The 20,886-nt window shown below is 38.0% G+C and carries 16 protein-coding genes; 8 read left to right on the forward strand and 8 right to left on the reverse strand.

Annotated elements, in window-relative coordinates; genetic code table 11:
* Nucleotides 1–72 precede the first annotated feature (72 nt).
* Complete coding sequence (locus FHS59_RS18625) at nucleotides 73–567, forward strand: YkgJ family cysteine cluster protein (protein WP_317168213.1); 495 nt, start codon at nucleotides 73–75, stop codon at nucleotides 565–567.
* Nucleotides 568–614: 47 nt separating this feature from the next.
* Complete coding sequence (locus FHS59_RS18630; protein WP_184496914.1) at nucleotides 615–1,547, forward strand: ROK family protein; 933 nt, start codon at nucleotides 615–617, stop codon at nucleotides 1,545–1,547.
* On the opposite strand, the gene FHS59_RS18635 is transcribed toward FHS59_RS18630, so the two are convergent.
* Together FHS59_RS18635 and FHS59_RS18640 are read right to left on the reverse strand one after the other, a co-directional pair.
* Entirely contained in the window at nucleotides 1,528–1,914 is a 387-nt protein-coding gene (locus FHS59_RS18635) for a hypothetical protein (RefSeq protein WP_184496915.1), read from the reverse strand. The genes FHS59_RS18630 and FHS59_RS18635 overlap by 20 nt on opposite strands.
* Before the next feature lie 4 nt (nucleotides 1,915–1,918).
* A complete protein-coding gene (locus FHS59_RS18640; protein ID WP_184496917.1) occupies nucleotides 1,919–3,151 on the reverse strand; it encodes a sterol desaturase family protein in 1,233 nt (410 codons plus the stop codon).
* Nucleotides 3,152–3,266: 115 nt separating this feature from the next.
* Between FHS59_RS18640 and FHS59_RS18645 the strand changes: the two genes are divergently transcribed.
* The 4 genes from FHS59_RS18645 to FHS59_RS18660 all read left to right on the forward strand — a co-directional run bounded on the left by FHS59_RS18645 (nucleotide 3,267) and on the right by FHS59_RS18660 (nucleotide 9,102).
* Entirely contained in the window at nucleotides 3,267–3,761 is a 495-nt protein-coding gene (locus FHS59_RS18645; protein ID WP_184496919.1) for a DNA topoisomerase IV, read from the forward strand.
* 23 nt (nucleotides 3,762–3,784) lie between these two features.
* The gene (locus tag FHS59_RS18650) at nucleotides 3,785–5,680 is read left to right on the forward strand and encodes a DNA topoisomerase IV subunit B (RefSeq protein WP_184496921.1); all 1,896 of its coding nucleotides are present in this window, start codon (nucleotides 3,785–3,787) and stop codon (nucleotides 5,678–5,680) included.
* A gap of 104 nt (nucleotides 5,681–5,784) precedes the next feature.
* Complete coding sequence (locus tag FHS59_RS18655; protein ID WP_184496923.1) at nucleotides 5,785–8,394, forward strand: DNA gyrase/topoisomerase IV subunit A; 2,610 nt, start codon at nucleotides 5,785–5,787, stop codon at nucleotides 8,392–8,394.
* Between the two features lie 9 nt (nucleotides 8,395–8,403).
* Nucleotides 8,404–9,102, forward strand: a complete 699-nt coding sequence (locus FHS59_RS18660) for a TrmH family RNA methyltransferase (RefSeq protein WP_184496925.1) — start codon at nucleotides 8,404–8,406, stop codon at nucleotides 9,100–9,102.
* Nucleotides 9,103–9,110: 8 nt separating this feature from the next.
* Here FHS59_RS18660 and FHS59_RS18665 read toward each other — a convergent pair whose 3' ends face one another.
* The 3 genes from FHS59_RS18665 to pckA all read right to left on the reverse strand — a co-directional run bounded on the left by FHS59_RS18665 (nucleotide 9,111) and on the right by pckA (nucleotide 11,986).
* Nucleotides 9,111–9,680, reverse strand: coding sequence for a hypothetical protein (locus FHS59_RS18665; RefSeq protein WP_246388513.1), 570 nt, complete (start codon nucleotides 9,678–9,680; stop codon nucleotides 9,111–9,113).
* A 145-nt stretch (nucleotides 9,681–9,825) separates the two neighbouring features.
* Nucleotides 9,826–10,260 carry a peptidylprolyl isomerase gene (locus FHS59_RS18670; RefSeq protein WP_184496929.1) on the reverse strand — a complete coding sequence of 145 codons (435 nt, stop codon included), beginning with the start codon at nucleotides 10,258–10,260 and terminating at the stop codon, nucleotides 9,826–9,828.
* 121 nt (nucleotides 10,261–10,381) lie between these two features.
* Nucleotides 10,382–11,986, reverse strand: a complete 1,605-nt coding sequence (pckA, locus tag FHS59_RS18675; protein ID WP_184496931.1) for a phosphoenolpyruvate carboxykinase (ATP) — start codon at nucleotides 11,984–11,986, stop codon at nucleotides 10,382–10,384.
* 345 nt (nucleotides 11,987–12,331) lie between these two features.
* On the opposite strand from pckA, the gene FHS59_RS18680 reads away from it, so the two are divergent.
* Nucleotides 12,332–13,831 carry a peptide MFS transporter gene (locus FHS59_RS18680; RefSeq protein WP_246388542.1) on the forward strand — a complete coding sequence of 500 codons (1,500 nt, stop codon included), beginning with the start codon at nucleotides 12,332–12,334 and terminating at the stop codon, nucleotides 13,829–13,831.
* Between the two features lie 51 nt (nucleotides 13,832–13,882).
* On the opposite strand, the gene FHS59_RS18685 is transcribed toward FHS59_RS18680, so the two are convergent.
* The 3 genes from FHS59_RS18685 to tyrS form a co-directional block, all read right to left on the reverse strand.
* Nucleotides 13,883–15,310 (reverse strand): amidohydrolase family protein, encoded by a 1,428-nt coding sequence (locus FHS59_RS18685; RefSeq protein WP_184496936.1) that lies wholly within the window; start codon nucleotides 15,308–15,310, stop codon nucleotides 13,883–13,885.
* Nucleotides 15,310–16,008, reverse strand: coding sequence for a TetR/AcrR family transcriptional regulator (locus FHS59_RS18690; RefSeq protein ID WP_184496937.1), 699 nt, complete (start codon nucleotides 16,006–16,008; stop codon nucleotides 15,310–15,312). Before FHS59_RS18690 ends, FHS59_RS18685 begins: the two co-directional genes overlap by 1 nt.
* 147 nt (nucleotides 16,009–16,155) lie before the next feature.
* Nucleotides 16,156–17,448, reverse strand: coding sequence for a tyrosine--tRNA ligase (gene tyrS, locus FHS59_RS18695; RefSeq protein ID WP_184496938.1), 1,293 nt, complete (start codon nucleotides 17,446–17,448; stop codon nucleotides 16,156–16,158).
* 193 nt (nucleotides 17,449–17,641) lie between these two features.
* On the opposite strand from tyrS, the gene FHS59_RS18700 reads away from it, so the two are divergent.
* Nucleotides 17,642–20,878, forward strand: a complete 3,237-nt coding sequence (locus tag FHS59_RS18700; RefSeq protein WP_184496939.1) for a S41 family peptidase — start codon at nucleotides 17,642–17,644, stop codon at nucleotides 20,876–20,878.
* Nucleotides 20,879–20,886: the final 8 nt, after the last annotated feature.

Genomic DNA, 20,886 nt, shown 5'->3' on the forward strand with positions numbered 1-20,886 from the left:
ATAATATACTGATAATCTATATTTTATGAAATTATTTTTGGAAAATTTAAATCTTGAAAAAGAAAAAATAGAGTGGAAATTGACCTGAAAAGTTTTCAATCAGAAAGTAAATCTGAGTTTCCTGCCAATAAAAAATTGAAAGAAAGGCTCAGGAAAGTCAAACCAAAAGAGTTGGATCAGAAATTTGAGTCCACCCATGAAGCTGTTTTCCAGGAGACTGATTGTTTACAATGTGCCAATTGCTGTAAAACGGCAAGCCCGATTTTTATACAAACAGATATCGATCGGCTGGCGAAGGTATTTCGGATGAAAAGCAGTCAATTTATCGATGAGTATTTACACAGGGATGAGGAAGGGGACTTTGTTTTAAATTCATCGCCATGTCCATTTTTGAATGAGGATAACAAATGTCTAGTTTACGAATCCAGACCAAAAGCATGCAGAGAGTATCCTCATACCAACAGAAAAAATATGCATGGAATATTAAATTTAAGTCTCAGAAATACTCTAGTTTGCCCTGCAGTTTTCAAAATTTTCTCAGAGATTGGCAAAGAATATAGAAAGTAATCCATTTCTTTTGCTTTTTTTTGAAGGACAAACCTATAACAATAAACATGAATAATCAGGATACACACTTTTTAGGAGTGGACGTGGGGGGAACTCACTTAAAAATTGGACTAATTGATCGGCAAGGAGAGATAATCGACTTCCAGAAAGAAGATACAACTCCTTTTCGTGACCATCCTGATGGCTTTGGACCCTGTTTCATCAGTGGAATTGGGAAATATCTTGAGAAGTATCCAACTGTTAAAAAAGTAGGTATTGGACTTCCAGGATTGATTTCCAAAGACAGAAATACGACGCTGGAAATTCCGGCAATTCCCGGTTTAAATGACTTTAATTTAAAGGGCGGACTCGAAACTGCATATCCTGACTATGAGTTTTTCCTTGAAAATGACGCAGCTGCTGCAGGCATCGGTGAATTTTACTTTGGAAAAGATGATCCCAGTGCCAATTTCTTGTTTGTAACCATGGGAACTGGAATTGGTAGTGCTCTAGTATTGGACGGAGAGGTTTTCAAAGGTTCGAGGGGAAATGCCATGGAGATGGGGCATATGCTTTCCAGAGGAAATGCAAGACTGGAAACTTTGGTGGGTAGAGATGGAATTCTCAAAATTATGGAGAGAATGATTGCTGCTTATCCTGAAAAAGCCGGAGACTTAGTGAATAAGGAATTGGGAACCCATTTATTGGTAAATACAGCTAAAGCTGGAAATGAAGTTTCTTTAATGGTTTTCAAAGAAGTAGGGACTATTCTCGGAGAAGCCATCGTATCAACGATTCGTGTTCTGGATGTAACTGAAGTCTATTTTGGAGGAGGAATTTCCGCAGGTTTGGAGTTTATGATGCCATCTTTGGATCATACCATCAGACAATATTTGACACATTATTATGTCAAAGACTTAAAACTTAAAAAAGCGACTTTGGAAAACAATGCAGGAACTTTAGGAGCTGCTGCATTATGTTTTATGGGTTCAGGGTTGTAATAGTCACCTCTGAAACTTTACTGATCGCATTCATTCGAAAAAGAACTCTAAGGGGTTCTTTTTCTGGTTTTACACCGTCACAATCTTGGCTAGGCTCTAAAAAGTAAAAGAAAAAGCTTTGGCTTTTATCTACTAATTCCACTCGGTCTGGTCTTCCAAATGTTTTAATGATGGATTGATTGTTTTCTCCTAAAAACGAGTTTTTGATTTTTTCCAATTCGTCTAAATCCTGGATTCGCAATCCCTTGCAGCCATATCTGTCTGCTTTCCAGTTTTCGATGTTGATATTTCCTGTTTCAAGTTTCCCACCGCAAGCGGAAAGAATCAGTAAGAAGACTGGAATGAATTGTAGAAAATGCTTTCGCATAGCTTTAAAGGGAGACTTTCGGTATTTCAGATGTGAGCTTTTGGTTTTTCCAAAGCCAGAAGAAAGATGCAAAAGTATAAACTCCAAGGATAGAAAGCAGAAAAGCCTGAGAAATGTTTATTTCGAAGAGCGTGTATATACTCAATGAAAATACTAGGACCCTCAAAAACTCCTGAGGAAAATACCACTTTCTCTTTTCAAAGATTCCCGAAAAACTCACTGTGGTCCAAATTATTAAAAGACTGATTGCTGTTTTTGTGAACCAATCAAATTGCTCTACTTGAAAAAGGAAAAACCCGGTCAATACAAGCAATAAGATATATTGAACAAAAATATACCAGTTCATAGTGGAAGGAACTACGGTTTCAAACTTTTGGTAATCGGCTTCTATTTCTTTTGGTGCACGATAACCTCCCAAGTAAGCGGGGAGCCATCCTGGTTTATTGAATAGGTATTTTAATTTGTCAGGAAATGATCTGATTTGTTTGATCTCTTCTTTCATGGTGGCATAATGAGCTAAATTTACCCAAAATGGATTCCAACTTCTCACAGGAGTAGTGATTCCATAAGTAGGAGTTTCTTCTTCTTCCTGAAATGTTCCAAACCATTTATCGAAGAGGATAAATGTTCCGCCATGATTCTTATCAATGTATTTTGGATTTCTACCATGATGAACCCGATGATGGGAAGGCGTATTCATGAACTTTTCTAGAAATCCCATTTTGCCAATCACTTCTGTATGGATCCAAAACTGATATAATAAATTCAATCCGGAGGCGAGAACCAGCATTACTGGATCAAATCCTAAAATTGCCAAAGGAAAATAAAAGAAGAAGGTCCAGATAGTCTGAGTGCTACTTTGGCGAAGGGCTACGGATAAGTTGTATTCTTCGCTGGAATGATGAACGACATGGCCTCCCCAAAACAAATTGATTTCATGACTCATTCGATGTGCCCAATAGTAGCAGAAATCATATAGGAAAAACAGAAGCAGGAAAGTCCAAACATTATTAGGGACTGTGAAAATTGAAAAATTCTGGAAGATCCAAGTGTAAATCCCAATCGATAGTATCTTAATAAAAACTCCGGTAACCTGAGAAATTACTCCACAGTTGATATTGGTAATGGCATCATTGAGTCGATAACCAGGGTGTTTTTGAAATCGGAGAACGATCATCTCAAGTGCCATCAATATGAAATACATGGGGATGGCAATGACTACTGGACTGAGGTTCATTTATTTGGGCTTTTTTGGGACTGTACTTGTCAAATATAAACATAAAATGAACATCGATTTGGTCAAATCAGTTTGATCAAATCCTTTATATTAGCACATTCAATTCTACAAGATTATGTACTATCGCTTTGGTAAAGCCTTCTATTTCCTAAGTATCCTCTTCTTTGTCTTTTATTTGTTGTACTTCTATTCTGCGATGCCTGAGCAAATCAGTTTTAGTCAGGATGAATCAGGAAATCTTCTAAAAGAGATGAGCCGAGGATCATTTTTTTATGGAATGATTGGAGTTTTTATTCTCTTTAATGCAATTGTTCTACTTCCTCCGAAATTATTGGAAACCAAAAACCACCGAGGATTGGTGAGATTATTTCCTGTAGGGGATAAGTTTCGTGATTACTATCTGGGATGGTTTTACTCCTTTGGAGGGATACTCAATGTCAGTCTAGCACTATTTATTTTCTATACCCATGCAGTCAATAACATGGATGATGATGCTCCCCAGCAGTTTGATTTCCTATTTTATGTGATCCCTGTGCTTTTTGTCGTTTGGATCATAGGATTATTCGCTATTATGGTGGGTAAATTCAAGCAAGTTCAAAATAAATCTTAAGCGGTTTTATCACAAAGTAAATTATGGCAGAACCAGTTAAATATACCGAAGACAGTATTCGATCTCTTGATTGGAGAGAGCATATCAGACTTAGACCCGGGATGTATATCGGGAAACTAGGCGATGGTAGTGCCCAGGATGACGGTATTTATGTCTTGGTAAAAGAAGTTCTTGACAACTCAATAGATGAGCACATGATGGGCTATGGAAGGACCATCGAAGTGAAAATTTCTGAGCATAAAGTAGAAGTAAGAGATTACGGAAGAGGCATTCCTTTGGGGAAAGTGATCGACTGTGTTTCTAAAATAAATACCGGAGGTAAATACGATTCAGGAGCCTTTCAAAAATCTGTTGGATTGAATGGTGTCGGTACAAAAGCTGTGAATGCACTTTCCGATTTTTTTAAAGTTCAGGCATATCGAGATGGAGAGACCAAAGTTGCAGAATTTGAAAAAGGAATTTTGACCAATGACGCTCCGATCACCAAAACTTCGGACAGAAATGGCACGAAAGTCGTTTTCTCTCCTGATTCCAGCATTTTCAAAAATTACCATTTTATTCCTGAATATCTGGAAAACCAGATTTGGAACTACGCTTATCTAAACGCTGGATTAACGATCAACTTTAACGGGAAAAAGTACTTCTCAGATAAAGGACTTTATGATCTTTTGTCCAATAAAGTAGATGAGGAAAGCCTTCGATACCCGATTATTCATTTAAAGGGGAACGATATTGAAGTGGCTATTACTCACACCAGTCAATACGGTGAGGAATATTATTCTTTCGTAAATGGCCAGTATACCACTCAAGGTGGAACTCACTTGGCAGCCTTTAGGGAGGCGATTGTGAAGACGATTCGGGAGTTTTTCAAAAAAGACTACGATGCTTCTGATATCCGTCAAAGTGTAGTTGCTTCAATTGCAGTGAGAGTTCAAGAACCTGTTTTTGAATCTCAGACCAAAACCAAATTAGGTTCGCAATCTGTAGGGCCAGATGGACCGACGTTGAGGACTTTTGTAAATGACTTTATTAAAACCGAGTTAGATAATTTCCTACATAAAAATCCTGCTGTCGCAGATGCTCTTCTTAAGAGAATTTTGCAATCTGAGCGGGAGAGAAAGGAAATCTCAGGGATTAAGAAATTAGCGAATGAGCGTGCTAAAAAAGCCAATTTGCATAATAAAAAGCTTCGTGATTGCCGAGTTCATTACGATGATCCAAAGGCAAATGAAGATCAAAAAAATAACACCATGCTTTTCATTACGGAAGGAGATTCAGCTTCTGGATCTATAACAAAATCCCGTGATGTGCAGACTCAGGCAGTATTTTCTTTGAGAGGAAAGCCTCTGAACTGCTTCGGTATGACCAAAAAAGTGGTGTATGAAAATGAAGAGTTTAATCTTTTGCAGCATGCACTGAATATTGAAGATGGCATTGAAAATCTTCGATACAGAAAGATCGTGATTGCTACAGATGCGGATGTTGATGGTATGCATATCCGATTGTTGATTATGACTTATTTCCTTCAGTTTTTCCCAGATTTGGTGAAAAATGGTCACTTATTTATTCTTGACACGCCTTTGTTTAGAGTGAGAAATAAGAAGGAAACGATCTACTGCTACACTGATGAGGAGCGTCAATTGGCGATTCATAAATTAGGTTCAAAACCTGAAATCACACGATTTAAGGGCTTGGGGGAAATATCTCCTGAGGAATTTGGAACCTTTATCGGAGAGGATATTCGATTGGAACCTATTATTTTGAACAAAGAGACTAAGATTGCAGATTTGCTTGGTTTCTATATGGGGAAAAACACTCCAACTCGCCAGAATTTTATCATTGATAACCTCAAGATCGAAAAAGATTTAGCACTAGAAGATCCAAAAGCAGAAAGTGTCAGCGAGGAGGAGGCTGCCTGATCTGTTTAATAAAATGAGTAAAACTTAAATCTTTCTTTTAAGAAAGTCATGTCAAAGCTCGCTGGTTAAACACAGCTAGCTAGACTAATAACCAAGATTATTTCATGAGTGAAGAAAATGATTTGACAAAAGACGGAAGCCTTCATGATTCTGTTCCGGTTACCGGGATGTATAAGGAATGGTTTCTTGATTATGCTTCTTATGTAATTCTCGAACGTGCCGTTCCTGCTATTGAAGATGGTCTAAAGCCTGTGCAGCGTAGGATCCTTCATGCCATGAAGGAAATGGATGATGGACGATTCAATAAAGTAGCGAATATCATCGGCCAATCCATGCAATATCACCCACACGGAGATGCTTCCATTGGTGATGCCATTGTCAATCTTGGACAAAAAGAACTTTTAATAGAAACTCAAGGTAACTGGGGCGATATCCGTACAGGTGATAGAGCTGCGGCTGCCAGATATATTGAAGCAAGACTTTCAAAATTTGCACTTGAAGTCGTTTTTAACCCTCAAACTACAGAATGGCAACTTTCCTACGATGGTAGAAAGAGAGAGCCTGTAACCCTACCAGTGAAGTTTCCTTTGCTTTTGGCTCAAGGGGTAGAAGGGATTGCAGTAGGACTTTCAACGAAGATTCTCCCACATAATTTCTGTGAACTGATCGAAGGTTCAATTGAGATTCTTAAAGGTAATCCTACGAATGTACTTCCTGATTTCATTACAGGTGGTTTAGCTGACTTCTCAGAATACAATGGAGGTCAAAGAGGTGGAAAGGTTAAAGTCCGAGCCAAGATCGAGGAGGAAGATAGTAAGACTATTCTGATCAAAGAAATTCCTTATGGTACTACTACGGATTCATTGATTGACTCCATTCTGAAAGCGAATGACAAGGGGAAAATCAAGATCAAAAAGGTAGTAGACAATACTGCTAAGGATGTAGAAATAGCTGTTCAACTAGCACCTGGAGTTTCTCCGGATGTGACGATTGATGCTTTATATGCATTTACAGATTGTGAGGTTTCCATCTCTCCAAATGCCTGCGTGATCATTGATGATAAGCCGGTTTTCCTGAATGTCAATGATATTTTAGCTTACAATACGAAGCAAACCAAAGCTCTTTTGAAGCGAGAGTTGGAGATTCGTAAAGCTGAACTGATGGAAAAATTGCTTTTCTCTTCATTAGAAAAGATTTTCATCGAAAATAGAATATATAGAGATATCGAAGAGTGTACCACTTGGGAAGCTGTTCTAGAGGCGATCGATCGTGGATTGGATCCATACAAGCCTGATTTTTATAGAGAGATTGTACAAGAGGATTTAATTAAACTTACTGAAATCAGAATCAAGAGGATTTCAAAATTCGATGCTTTCAAAGCGGATGAATTGATGAAACGCCTTCAGGATGAATTGAAAGAAGTGAATTATAATCTTCGTCATCTGACTGATTTTGCAATCAAGTACTATGAAAACCTGCTGGCCAAATACGGAAAAGGCAGAGAGCGTAAAACGGAGATTCGTGCATTTGATACCATTGAAGCCTCTGTGGTTGCTGCAAATAATGCCAAACTTTATGTGAACAGAGCCGATGGTTTTGTTGGAACAGGGTTAAAGAAGGACGAATTTGTTTGTGACTGTTCTGATCTAGACGACATCATCGTGATACGAAAAGACGGTAAATGTATGGTGTCTAAAATCCAGGAAAAGAACTTCATGGGCAAGGACATTCTACATGTTGCTGTTTTCAGGAAAGGGGATGAGCGAATGGTTTATAACCTGATTTATCTTGATGGTGGATCAGGAAGAGTCATGGTCAAAAGATTCCAGGTTCTAGCTGTTACTAGAGATAAAGAATATGATCTAACCAAAGGAACAAAAGGCTCTAAAACTCTTTATCTCACTGCCAATTCAAATGGTGAAGCTGAAATTGTAACGGTTTACCTCACTCAAGGAGCAAAAGCAAGAGTGAAAGTGTTTGACTTTGACTTTTCAACGATTGAAATCAAAGGTAGGGGAGCAGGAGGAAATATTCTGACCAGATATCCAGTAAGGAAAATCCAATTAAAAATGGAAGGTGTTTCCACTTTGGGAGGTTTGGATATCTACTACGATCCGATTGTCGGAAGATTGAATACAGATCAAAGAGGTGAATTGATCGGGAATTTCCTGGGTGATGATAAGGTATTGGTTTGCTACAAAACTGGAGAGTATGAGTTAACCTCTTTTGAGTTGACAAACCGTTATGAACCTTCCAATGTATTATTGATAGAAAAATTTGATGAGGATAAGGTCATTTCTGCAATTCATTTCGATGGAGGGACCAAAACCTTCTATGTCAAGCGTTTCCAGATTGAGACTACAACACTCAATAAGAAATTCAATTTTATCACAGATCATAAGCAGTCCTATTTAAAAGTTGTTTCTACGGAAAAGCAACCTCAGATTTCAGTGAAAATCCTCAAAGGAAAAGAAGAGGAAGTGATGGAATATGACATGGATATGTTGATTGATGTGAAGGGTTGGAAAGCTATTGGAAATAAGCTCAGCTCACATGAGGTTAAGGAAATCACTTTGATTCAATCAAAAAAATCTAGTCAAGAGGAAACAGTTGATTCTGAAGAAGAAGCAGAAGATGACGAGCAGATAGAAGTTGGAAAAACGATTGATCTTTCTGTAAAGAAAGATGATGAGGAGCAGTTGGGATTATTTTAGAAAACCTGAATGGAAGAAAACCCATTAAATACTGTTGACCAAAATCTAATTAACTATTTGGGGCAATACATTACTCAACACAAAAAGTCAGTGATGGAGCGTGTGTTGTCCCAAAGAACACGATTTTTTACAGTGGTTTTAGAAGACATTTTTAAACCACACAATGCAAGTGCTGTCTTGCGAACCTGCGACTGTTTTGGGATTCAGGATGTCCATGTGATCGAGAAAACAAAAGAGTATAAAGTGAACCCTTTTGTAACAAGAGGAGCTTCTCAGTGGGTTGATCTTTATAAATACCATAATCCAGACGGATCTGGTGTCCAAGATTGTTTTTCAACACTTAAAAGTAAAGGGTACAAAATCTTTGCAACAAGTCCAGTGGATGATTCCATTTCGATTTCAGAGCTTAATCCAAACGAAAAAATCGCTCTGGTTTTTGGAAATGAGCATGAAGGAGTCAGTCAGGAAGTCATTGAGAATGCTGATGGATTGGTACATATTCCTATGCATGGATTTACCGAAAGTTTCAATATTTCAGTTGCAGCCTCTTTATTTTTGCATCATTTGATTCAATCGGCAGAGACCGAGAACATACCAGATTTTTATTTGGCAGATGAGGAAAAAAGTGTCTTGAAACTGCAATGGTATAAATCTGTAGTTAAAAACTCAGATATTCATGAGAAGGCGTTTTATCAAGGATTGAAGTGAGTTAGACTTTAATTCTTAGAGAAAAGCGATTTTACTTTTTCTCCAAAAGGAACCTGTTCGGATTTTCTTTTTGACCTTTTTCTTTGCCTTTGTCTTTTCTTTTGATCCTTGCTTTTGGTTAGAACAGTCCTTGCTGAAAAACCAACTTGGCCTCTAAAAAACTCTTCACGGCCGGCGATGTTGAAATTCGGCTTATAATCCAAAGACAAAACAGTGCTGGCTATTGTAAATTCTATTCCTCCAATAGCTTCAATTCCCATGGTCTTATTGCCATAAGTCTGAACGATCTCTTTTTCTATTTCATTTTTTCTAAAACTCTCTTCATTTCCAAAAGCGACTCCTGCACCTAGGTAATAATTAAGGCGTTTTGAGATAATTGGTTTGTGCTTTTCTAGCAAAACACTCAAGCTGGAATTTCTGGAAAAGTCTGTCTGTAGAATCCCTTCTATACTTGTTCTTTCCATGATTCTCTGCTGAAAAGTTACTCCAAATTGTCTACTGATTTGGTTGTTGCCAAGTCTGATACCGACAGCATTCCCATATTTCTGTGCGAAAATCGAATTGGATATTAGAAGCAAAAAACAAATGATTGGAATTGAATAAAACTTGAATCTCATGTAAAGGCTTTTTAATGGATGTGCCTTTGTCCAAGAATTATTCCAATTCTTAAATCTTTAAAAAAGTGTAAAAAAAATGCCTTCCAGAATTGAAAGGCATTGAATTTTATTCGCTTACGACAATTTTTTCAATTTTGTCTCCGGCTCTGATTAAGTCAATGACATCGAGACCTTCAACCACCTTTCCAAAACAAGTGTGGTTTCTGTCTAAATGTGCGGTATTATCTCTGCTATGACAAATGAAAAATTGTGATCCACCGGTATTTCTTCCTGCATGGGCCATGGATAAAACTCCTCTGTCATGATATTGATTGTCTCCGTCCAGTTCACATTTGATTTTATATCCAGGACCTCCAGCGCCATTTCCAATTGGGCATCCACCTTGGATTACAAAGTTGGGGATAACTCTATGGAAAGTCAGACCATCGTAAAAGCCTTTATTAGATAAATCAATAAAATTTTGAACTGCAATAGGAGCATCCTTCTCATAGAATTCCACCTTCATAGTTCCTTTTTCAGTAATAATTTCCGCTGTTCTCATTTTTTTAAGATAAATAGAAAGGTATTGCGCTTTGTTTTATTAAAAATTATAATGCAAAAATAGTAGATTAATTGAATAATTTCGTGAAAAAATGATAGGGAGTATATACTCCCTATCAATCTTAACATATCTCAGGCGCTCCGTTCATAATGTCCTGATTTGCAAAAGATTCAAACTTTTTGAAATTATCTACAAACGCTATTGCCAGCTTCTTTGCCTGAATGGTATAATCATCTGGGTTTTTCCAGGTGCTTTTAGGGTTTAGAATTTCTGATGGAACTCCTTCACAGGATTGAGGTACTTCAAATCCGAACACCTCATGTTTGATGAAACTTACTTGATCTAGCTTGTTTTCAAGTGCAGCTGTTATCATTGCCCTTGTATAAGGAAGTTTCATTCGTGAACCAACACCATAAGGTCCTCCAGTCCAGCCAGTATTAATAAGCCAAACATTCACCTCATGTTTTTCCATTTTCTCCCCAAATAGTTGTGCGTATGCTGTTGGGTGTAGGGGAAGGAAAGCAGCTCCAAAGCATGCAGAAAAAGTCAACTTTGGCTCTGTGACCCCCATTTCTGTTCCGGCAACTTTTGCTGTATATCCAGAAATAAAATGGTACATCGCCTGACTTTTATTTAATCTCGAAATAGGAGGGATGACTCCAAAAGCATCCGCTGTCAGGAAGAAAATGTTTTTAGGAATTCCTCCTATAGATGGCTTCTGTGCATTTGGAATGTAATGGATAGGATAAGCAGTTCTTGTGTTTTGAGTGACTTCAATATTTGAATAATCTACCTCTCGGGTTCCAGGAATGAATCTGGTATTCTCTACTATTGACCCGAACTTAATCGCGTCCCAGATTTCAGGTTCTTTTTCTCTACTCAGATCTACCACTTTAGCGTAGCAACCTCCTTCAAAATTGAAAACAGTATTATCCGTCCATCCATGCTCATCATCTCCAATGAGATTTCTATTTGGATCTGCTGACAAAGTAGTCTTTCCAGTACCGGATAGTCCGAAGAAAATGGCTGTATCACCCTTTTTACCAATGTTTGCAGAGCAATGCATGGAAAGTATGCCTTTATCATGTGGAAGTAGGAAGTTCAGCACAGAGAATATCCCTTTTTTCATTTCTCCTGCATAAGCAGTTCCCCCGATTAAAATGGTTCGTTTGCTCAAGTTTAGGATAGCAAAATTCGGATTTTTAGTGCCGTCAGTTTCTGGATTTGCTTCAAAATCCGGTGCACAGATGATTTTAAAATCAGGAACAAAATTCTCCAATTCCTCTTTTCCTGGTCTCAAAAACATGTTGTGGCAAAATAGATTGTGCCAAGCCAAGGTATTGTAGACTCTCAATTTTAATCTGTGATTTTCATCTGCACCGGCAAAAGCATCTCTGACAAATAGATCTTTTTCACTTAGGAAATACATCATTTTTTGCTCCAGCAAATCAAATTTGTCTGAATCAAAAGGAATGTTGATGTCTCCCCACCACACACTTTCTCTTGTTTTATAATCTAAAACAATGAATCGATCCTGTGGGGATCTTCCTGTGAATTTGCCGGTATCGGCCATCAATGCACCAGTCGAAGTGAGAAATCCCTCACTTCGTTCTAAAGATTGTTCAACTAGTGAAGCTGGTGGTAAATTGAGATAGACATTTCCTGAAGTTCTTATATCCATAAGCCCTTCAGAGGAATTTGGGTTTTCCAGAACGCTGTTCTGCATAAAATATTGGGTTTACAAACTGAAATAAGTCTGCTCAAAATTAAGAAAAAGCTTAGATAAAAAACCATAAAATGTGCGTTTTTTGGCTTTTCAATCGATTACGAAGAAAAAACAGTAGTTTATTTGGCGGTTGTTTCTTTGACTTGAAATTCAGTATCGTAAAAGTAGATTTTCCTTAAAAATTCAGAATTATGATTCTCTCCATAAATCAAAGATTCTTGGCATAAAGTCCTAAAAACGATTATCATTGTAAATTAAATATTCACCCAAATAATTAACTCCTTGGAAAAACAACTTACTCCGGAATTTGATGGACCTACCGTTTTTGGTCATCCAAAAGGTCTGATGACCTTGTTTTTTACAGAAATGTGGGAACGGTTCAGCTACTATGGCATGCGTGCTTTGCTGATCTTATTCATGACAAAAACAATTGCAGATGGAGGTTTAGGGTTTGATGATACTACCTCTGGAGCGATCTATGGTTTATATACTATGGGTGTTTATTTACTAGCATTACCAGGAGGATGGCTTGCAGATAGACTTTTTGGATTGAAAAAATCTGTTTGGTATGGAGGGATAATCATTGCGATTGGGCACTTCATGATGGCCGTTCCAGGAGTGATGGCTATAGTAGAAGGAAATCATGGCCCGAAAACAGAACTTTCAACATTAGATACCAGCACGTTCTTCTTAGGTTTGATTTTGATTGTTATTGGTACAGGATTATTAAAGCCAAATATCAGTTCAATCGTTGGTCAATTATATCCGAAAGGAAGTACAAAACGTGATGCAGGTTTCTCTATTTTCTATATGGGAATCAACTTAGGTGGTTTTATTGCACCAATTGCCTGTGGTACTCTAGCTACTTATGATATGCACTTGGGATTTGGTTTAGCTGGATTCGGGATGCTTTTAGGCTTGATTCAATACAAATTAACAGCAAAGAATATCGATGGATATGGTGAACCTCCAGTAGTAGAAACTCCTACTGAAATCGAAAGTCAAAAGAAACTTAAATCCTCTGTATCCTGGATTGGGGTTGGTTTGATAGCAATTATCACAGTACTTTTTATGGGGTTTATACCTATTAATGTTTCTGCTATTGCCGGCGCTTCAGGAACTGTGATTGCATTAGTGGCCTTTGGTTATTTAGGCTATGTGATAGCTTTTGGAGGTTTGAGCAAGTCAGATAAAAATAAAGTAGGAGTAATCGCAATTTTGTTTTTATTCTCAGCGATGTTCTGGTCAGGTTTTGAACAGGCGGGTTCTACGTTGAACCTTTTCGGAGAAAGATTTACAGATAGAACAGTTTTGGGTTGGGAAATTCCAGCAAGTTATTTCCAGTCCATCAATTCATTATTCATTATCATTTTTGCTCCATTCTTTGGTGCTCTTTGGGTATGGCTAGGTAGAAGAAATCTTGAGCCTAGCTCTCCATTGAAATTTACTTTTGGTTTGTTGCTGTTGGGTCTGGGTTTCTTTGTGATGTATTTCGCAGCGAAAATTGCTGCTTCAGGAGAATTGGCTGCGCCAACGTGGTTGATTCTAACTTACATGCTGCACACCTTCGGTGAATTGAGCTTATCCCCAGTAGGATTGAGCTTAGTGACCAAATTGGCTCCAAATGGCTATGGTGGACAAATGATGGGTATATGGTTCCTTTCTGTTGCCCTAGGAAATCTAATCGCTGGGCTGATTGCAGGAGAGGCCAGTGGTGGTACAGAAGAAGCTTTGTTACAAATGCCAGATCAATACATGTTGATTGTCTACACTGTCGTTGGTTCTGCAGTGCTTCTTTTCTTATTGAAGCCAATAATCAGAAAGATGATGGGCGAAGTTCATTAATCAAAAAATTGAATAAAATAAAAAAGGGAAGTCAAAACTGACTTCCCTTTTTTATTGCTTTTCCTTTTCTGCCACCCAATTTTTTATGTCAGAAAGCATTTGATTTAGTTTCTGGCGATCTAATAATTGACCATCAATGATGACATCTTGAATACTTAAAGTTGCCTCAATGTGATCTAATGGATTTTCATTAAGAAGAACAAGGTTGGCGCGCTTGCCTTTATCTACAGATCCGTATTCCTTTTCAAGCCCAAAATATTCAGGGCCATTGATCACTGAGGCCTTTAATGCTTCGCGGGGAGTCAAGCCATATTTCACTAGTTTTTGAAGCTCTAAATGAATTGCCAATCCTGGAAAATCATAAGTATTTAAATACCCAGCATCTGTCCCAGCATAGATTTTCATTCCTGATTCTTTTACTAATGGAATTAAGTTGGCCGTGGCCTCAAAGCTCTTTTTTCTATTTTCTTTATCCTCAGGAGTATCATTCGCCATTCTCTGAATTCTCCATTGATAACTTTCTTTCAACTTAGGTCCCAAATAATTCAAAATGGTATCCTCTTTAAAATTATCTTCTTCCAGGTATGCAATGTTGGAGCTAATCAAAAGGGTAGGGACTACACCTGTACCTTGGGCAACCAGCTTTTTAAATTTTACCAATGTCAAAGAATCATCTCTGGTTTCAGCTTGAAGTTGTGATGCTTCTGCTGCTGTCATTGTTCCATTTCCTCTTCCTGCGCTGATTTCTTCCTCCATTGGAGTGGTCATTCTCATGAGATAGCTAAGATGTTCCACTGTTTTTTGACCGGCGACTGAAACCTGATCGATAGTTAATGCAGCAGGAATATGTCCTGAAACGCTCCAGCCTCGTTCATGTGCCCTTTTTACTGCTTCCAGAAATAGCTCTGGTTTTAGAGTATTATCAGTGATTTTAATAAAATCAACTTTAAGTTTCTCTAAAGAATCAAGTGATAATTCGAGTTCTTCCTTTGTACCGATTTCCAGATCTCCTGGCCAGATTGATTCAATTCCTTCTAGCTTTGGTCCGGAAGTGAGAATCTTTGGACCCAATCTTTTTCCAGAATTGATTTCATCTCTCCATTTTAGGACTTCTAAGCTAATATCTCCAGCCGCATCTCTGACTGTGGTCACACCGAATGCCAGATAAAGTGGAAGCAATTGTTCGTTTTCATCTATGTATTCAGCACCTCCAAAATGCACATGATTATCCCAAAGTCCTGGCATAAGGAATTTACCTTTACCATCCACTTCAGAGTTACTTTGAAAGATTTCCAATAGTGAGGCATCACCCACATCAAGAATTGAATTTCCTTTTATTGCGACATATTGGTTGGGAATCACTTTCCCGTCTGTGAGATTGATGACAGAAACATCTGAAATCAATATGTCAACCGTTTCTTTCTTTTGACAGGAGCTAAGAAGAAAAGCTGCGAAACAGATATAAAGTAGTTTTTTCATCAGAAAAGGGATCCTTGAACGTTGACAGGTTTCACCGCTTGGATGGTTCCCCGTAACATGTCCTGAAGTAATTTTTGGAAGCCAGGTTGCCAATTGGAAGGATTGATCTTGATTTCCTTTCCTTCATACTCGATTGGCCCCATCATTTTTTCATAGCCGATGATCATACTCCAAACCGTGTAGAATGTGATTTCAGGCTGAAGTTCAGTTCGTATACTTCCGTCTTTTATTCCTTGACTCACCATCATTACACCAATTTTAGCAGGCTCATGATGGATCTCTAATAATTTTTGAAAATGAGTTGATTCTAAAATCAAAGGATTGATCTGATCTCTGGTTTCTGGATTATTATACTTTTTCATCAGGTCCAAAAAGTTAAGAATCGAATCGTAATAGACTTGATTTGCTTTGGCAAATGCAGGGATTTTAATGACCAATTCACTTAGCATTTCTAGGCCATTTTTTCCTTTGCTACGATACACTTCCCTGAATTCATCCTTAAATTGATCAAAAGCTTTCTTTGTCAAAGCCATAAAAAGATCTTCTTTATTCTTATAATAAAAGTAGGTCAGACCTTTACTGATTCCGGCATTTTTTGCCACATCTTCCATTCTCGTCGCCTGGAATCCTTTGCTTGTAAAAAGTGCAACAGCGGAATCCAGAATCAATTTTTCCTTGTTATTTTTTTCTCCGGCCATTAATATTTTGAGTTCGTTTCTTAATACTCAAAGATATTAAACTTCGGTCAAAGTATGAGGAAAAGGAATTTATTATTCTAGAGAAAAAATAAAAAAAAGGCCTCAATTTTAAAATTAAGGCCTTTTTAAAGTTTGAATTTTGTTCAACTACTTGATTTCTATGATGTAGTAATTTTTCTTTCCTTTCTGCACCAGCAAATATTTTCCTTGCAATAATTCGAATGAAATACCTGCGTTTGGATCAGTTAACTTTTCCTTGTTGATACTTACTCCACCACCTTGGATCATTTTTCTAGCTTCACCTTTTGAAGAGAAAATTACTCCTTGGCTAGCTTCTCCGAAAATATCCAAAACTGTTTCAAAGCTTGGATATTCAGATTGGCTTATCTGAACTTGAGGAACTCCATCAAATACCTGAAGGAAAGTTCTTTCGTCCAAAGCAGCTAGATCTTCTGTAGAGGATTTGCCAAATAAAATTGAAGAAGCTTTCACTGCCATTTCATAATCTTCCTGGCTATGGACCATGATGGTTACATTTTTGGCAATCTCTTTTTGAAGAACTCTCAAATGTGGAGCTTCGGCATGTTCTGCTTCTAATTTCTCGATTGTTTCTTGATCCAAAACAGTGAAAATGCGGATGTATTTTGATGCATCTTCATCGGATACATTCAACCAAAACTGATAAAAAGCATATGGGGAAGTTTTCTCTGGATCCAGCCATACAGAACCACCTTCAGTTTTACCGAATTTAGTTCCATCAGCTTTTGTGATGAGAGGAACGGTTAAGGCATAAGCACTTCCGCCACCCATTCTTCGGATTAATTCAGTTCCAGTCACGATGTTACCCCATTGATCAGAACCACCTAACTGGATCGAGCAATTTTCATTTTTCCAAAGATGGTAGAAATCGTAGCCTTGAATTAATTGATAACTGAATTCAGTGAATGAAAGGCCATTTCCATCTTCCAATCTTCTTTTGACAGAATCTTTGGACATCATGTAGTTGACCGTGATATGCTTTCCAACATCTCTGATAAACTCCAAGAAACTGAATTGAGACATCCAGTCATAGTTATTTACCAATTCAGCTTTATTTCCGCCGTCGCCGCTGAAATCCAAAAATTTTGATAGTTGAGACTGAATGCAAGCCACATTATGATCCAGCGTTTCCTTATTTAAAAGGTTTCTTTCGGCTGATTTGAAGGAAGGGTCGCCTATCATTCCGGTAGCTCCACCCACTAAAGCAAATGGCTTATGTCCAGCTCTTTGGAAGTGCAAAAGAGTCATTACACCTACCAAGTGACCAATGTGTAAAGAGTCGGCTGTCGGGTCAAATCCCAGATATGCAGAAGCCATTCCTTTTGCCAAATGTTCTTCTAATTCTGGAGTCATATCTTGGAGCATTCCTCTCCAGCGCAATTCCTCTATAAATGGTTTCATCTAAGTCTTCTGATTTTTTCGAGTGGCAAATATAGCTTTCCTGATCGAAGCGAGGAAAAAAAGGAGAATCGAATCCAGATTTTTTCAGGTAATAAATATTTGTACGACCAAACAAAACTTTCTCCATTCAAAATTTCCTACTGAAATGACAGTGAAAAATTTATTTACTTTATGGGAAATCAATTCATCTTCTATGAGATCAATATTTTATTCTTTATCCCTTTTCCTAATGGTAACCTTAGGAATTCAAACTTCTGCGCAGACCACACCAAAATGGTTGCGTTACCCAGCGATTTCCCCGGATGGGTCTCAGATTGCTTTTACCTTCAAAGGTGATCTTTATTTAGTTTCCAGTGCTGGAGGAAATGCAAAACAAATCACTTTTCATGAGGCACATGATTACAAGCCTGTCTGGAGTAAGGATGGGAATCAGATAGCTTTTGCTTCTGATAGATATGGGAATTTTGATGTGTTCATAATGGATGCTACTGGAGGTCCTGCAACTAGATTGACTTACCATTCTAATGATGAACAGCCTTTTGATTTCTCAGCGGATGATCAGCAAGTCATTTTTGGAGCTACGAGAATGGATATTGCGGAGCATAGACAATACCCGACAGGATCTCAACCTGAGTTGTATCAAGTTCCAAGGAAAGTTGGCCGTGTAGATCAGGTTTGGACGATTCCTGCTGAATACGTTCAGACAAGCAAAGATGGTAGTAAGATCATTTACCATGATAAAAAAGGTGGTGAAAACGAATGGAGAAAGCATCACCAATCGGGTATTGCTAGAGATATCTGGATCTATGATGCCCAAAATAATTCCCATACCATGCTGACAGAGTTTTATGGAGAAGATAGAAACCCTGTTTTTTCACCGGATGAGAATGAGATTTATTATTTGAGCGAGCAAAATGGAAGTTTTAATGTGTTCTCAATGCCTGTTTCCAATCCTAAACAGACGACTGCTTTGACCAATTTTGAAGGTTTTCCTGTAAGGTTTTTAACCATTTCAAAAGACGGATTGATGAGCTTTGGTTATGATGGAGAACTTTACACCTTAAGAAAAGGTGAAACTCCAAAGAAATTAGAAGTAAGTATTCAGACTCAGGCAATCAGTAATTCTGACTCGTTTATTGCAATTAATGGAGGTGTTAGAGAGATGGCTATTTCCCCAAATGGAAAGGAAATTGCATTTATAGCAAGGGGAGAGGTCTTTGTTACTTCAGTGGATGGATCACTTACCAAAAGAATCACCAACACCCCTGAGCAAGAAAGTTTCGTGGAATTTGCCCCTGATGGCAAATCCGTGATTTATTCCAGTGAAAGAAATGGAAAGTGGAGTATTTATGAATCTTCCATAGTAAGGGAAGAGGAGCCATTTTTCTTTGCAGCTACTCTGGTAGAGGAAAAGCCATTGATATCTTTAGATGTCGATGCTTATGTGGGTAAATATTCTCCTGACGGAAAGAAAATAGCCTATATAGAAAATAGAAGATCAGTGAAAATCTTGGATGTTGCCAGTAAGGAAACAATAACACTGTTGACTCCAGACGAGCTTTTCCACATGAGAGATGGAGATCAATATTTTACTTGGTCACCGGATAGCAAATGGCTTTTAGCAACATATAGACCAACCATGGCAAATTCTGAAGTGGTATTATTGGATGCTTCTGGAAAACTGCCTATGAGAAATTTGACAAAAAGTGGGTACGGAGACAATCAGGCCGTTTGGGTGAATGATGGGAAACAAATGCTATGGTTTTCTAATCGTGATGGTTTGAGAAGTTACGCGACTAGCGGACAAAGCCAAGATGATGTTTACACTTTGTTTTTTGACAAAGAAGCTTGGGATAAATTCAGACTTTCTAAAGAAGACTTTGATTTGATGAAAGAGATCGAAAAGTCGAATAAAAAAGAGGAAGAAGATAAGTCTAAAACCGATAAAAAGGATGAGAAAAAAGAGGTTAAACTACTTCAGTTTGACTGGGATGGAATCGATGAAAGAAAAGCTCGATTGACGATCCATTCTTCAAATTTAGGTGATGCTGTGTTGTCAAAGGACGGTGAGAAGCTGTATTATTTGACCAGCTTTGAGAAAGGAATGAACCTTTGGAGTACCAATCTTAGAACCAAAGAAACGAAACAGGAAATTGCTCTTGGAGCGAATTATGGGAGTTTGGCTTGGGATAAGGATATGAAAAACCTCTTTTTGCTTTCCAACGGGAGTATTTCAAAAATCAACCCAGAATCCATGAAAAAGGAGAATGTTCAGATTTCTGGTGAAATGACTTTTGATGCCATTGCAGAAAGAGAATACATGTTTGAACATATCTGGCTGAGGACAAAAGGGATTTTTTATACCCCGGATATGCATGGAGTGGATTGGGAAGCAGCAAAGGTTGCTTATGAAAAGTATCTTCCTAGTATCGGAAATAGCTATGAGTTTGCTGAGATGATTTCAGAAATGATCGGTGAACTTAATGTTTCCCATGCTGGAGCTAGATATTCCAGAAGTATTCCAATGGCTGATGCTACATCTTCTTTAGGGATTTTCTGGGATTATGGATACGATGGTGAAGGCATCAAAATAAAGGAAATAATTGCCGGAGGTCCTTTGGACAAAGCAGATTTAGAGATTGAACCAGGAATGGTGATTCAGAAAATTGACGGAATACCTGTTTCAGCAGATCAGGATTTTGCCAAATTCCTCAATCGAAAAGCAGACAAATTCACATTGCTGGATATCCTAAATCCTGGAAATGGAGATTCTAAACAAATCACTGTTAAGCCAATTACTTTAGGTGCAGAAAATCAGCTTTTATACAAGCGTTGGGTGAAGAAAAACCAAGTTGAGGTAGATAGCTTAAGCAATGGCAAATTGGGCTATGTTCATATTCCGGGTATGAGCGATGGGCCTTATAGAAATGTTTATGAAGAAATGATGGGTAAGTATCACGATACTGAAGGAGTAATCGTGGATACTCGTTTTAACGGTGGGGGAGATTTGGTTGCAGATTTGGCGATGTTCTTTACCGGAGAAAAGTTTCTGACCTATGCGACAGAAGCAAAAGAAGTGGGTTACGAACCAACAGCTAGATGGACAAAACCTACCTTGGCGATGTTTAATGAAGCCAATTATTCTGACGGACACTGTTTTGCTTGTGGCTATACAGATTTAGAAATTGGAAAAACAGTGGGGATGCCAACTCCAGGTACTTGTTCATTTGCAGGATGGGAAGGTTTGCCTGATGGAGGACGATGGGGAGCTGTACCGATCTCTGCCAAGAATAAAGCAGGAGAGTGGTTAGAAAACAATGAAACCAGACCTCAATTTATTGTAAAAAATATGCCTGGGAAAATCGATCAAGGGGTAGATCAGCAATTAGAAAAGGCAATTGAAGAGTTAATGAAAGATGTCCAAAAATAAACTGGTGT

Origin of the sequence: Algoriphagus iocasae, from assembly GCF_014206875.1 — a bacterium.
In the GTDB taxonomy this organism is placed as follows: Bacteria; Bacteroidota; Bacteroidia; order Cytophagales; family Cyclobacteriaceae; genus Algoriphagus; species Algoriphagus iocasae.

Coding starts and splice junctions, on each gene's coding strand:
- FHS59_RS18630 (WP_184496914.1), top strand. CDS start 615: ATGAATAATCAGGATACACACTTTTTAGGAGTGGACGTGGGGGGAACT.
- FHS59_RS18635 (WP_184496915.1), bottom strand. CDS start 1,914: ATGCGAAAGCATTTTCTACAATTCATTCCAGTCTTCTTACTGATTCTT.
- FHS59_RS18640 (WP_184496917.1), bottom strand. CDS start 3,151: ATGAACCTCAGTCCAGTAGTCATTGCCATCCCCATGTATTTCATATTG.
- FHS59_RS18645 (WP_184496919.1), top strand. CDS start 3,267: ATGTACTATCGCTTTGGTAAAGCCTTCTATTTCCTAAGTATCCTCTTC.
- FHS59_RS18650 (WP_184496921.1), top strand. CDS start 3,785: ATGGCAGAACCAGTTAAATATACCGAAGACAGTATTCGATCTCTTGAT.
- FHS59_RS18655 (WP_184496923.1), top strand. CDS start 5,785: ATGAGTGAAGAAAATGATTTGACAAAAGACGGAAGCCTTCATGATTCT.
- FHS59_RS18660 (WP_184496925.1), top strand. CDS start 8,404: ATGGAAGAAAACCCATTAAATACTGTTGACCAAAATCTAATTAACTAT.
- FHS59_RS18670 (WP_184496929.1), bottom strand. CDS start 10,260: ATGAGAACAGCGGAAATTATTACTGAAAAAGGAACTATGAAGGTGGAA.
- pckA (WP_184496931.1), bottom strand. CDS start 11,986: ATGCAGAACAGCGTTCTGGAAAACCCAAATTCCTCTGAAGGGCTTATG.
- FHS59_RS18680 (WP_246388542.1), top strand. CDS start 12,332: ATGACCTTGTTTTTTACAGAAATGTGGGAACGGTTCAGCTACTATGGC.
- FHS59_RS18685 (WP_184496936.1), bottom strand. CDS start 15,310: ATGAAAAAACTACTTTATATCTGTTTCGCAGCTTTTCTTCTTAGCTCC.
- FHS59_RS18690 (WP_184496937.1), bottom strand. CDS start 16,008: ATGGCCGGAGAAAAAAATAACAAGGAAAAATTGATTCTGGATTCCGCT.
- tyrS (WP_184496938.1), bottom strand. CDS start 17,448: ATGAAACCATTTATAGAGGAATTGCGCTGGAGAGGAATGCTCCAAGAT.
- FHS59_RS18700 (WP_184496939.1), top strand. CDS start 17,642: ATGAGATCAATATTTTATTCTTTATCCCTTTTCCTAATGGTAACCTTA.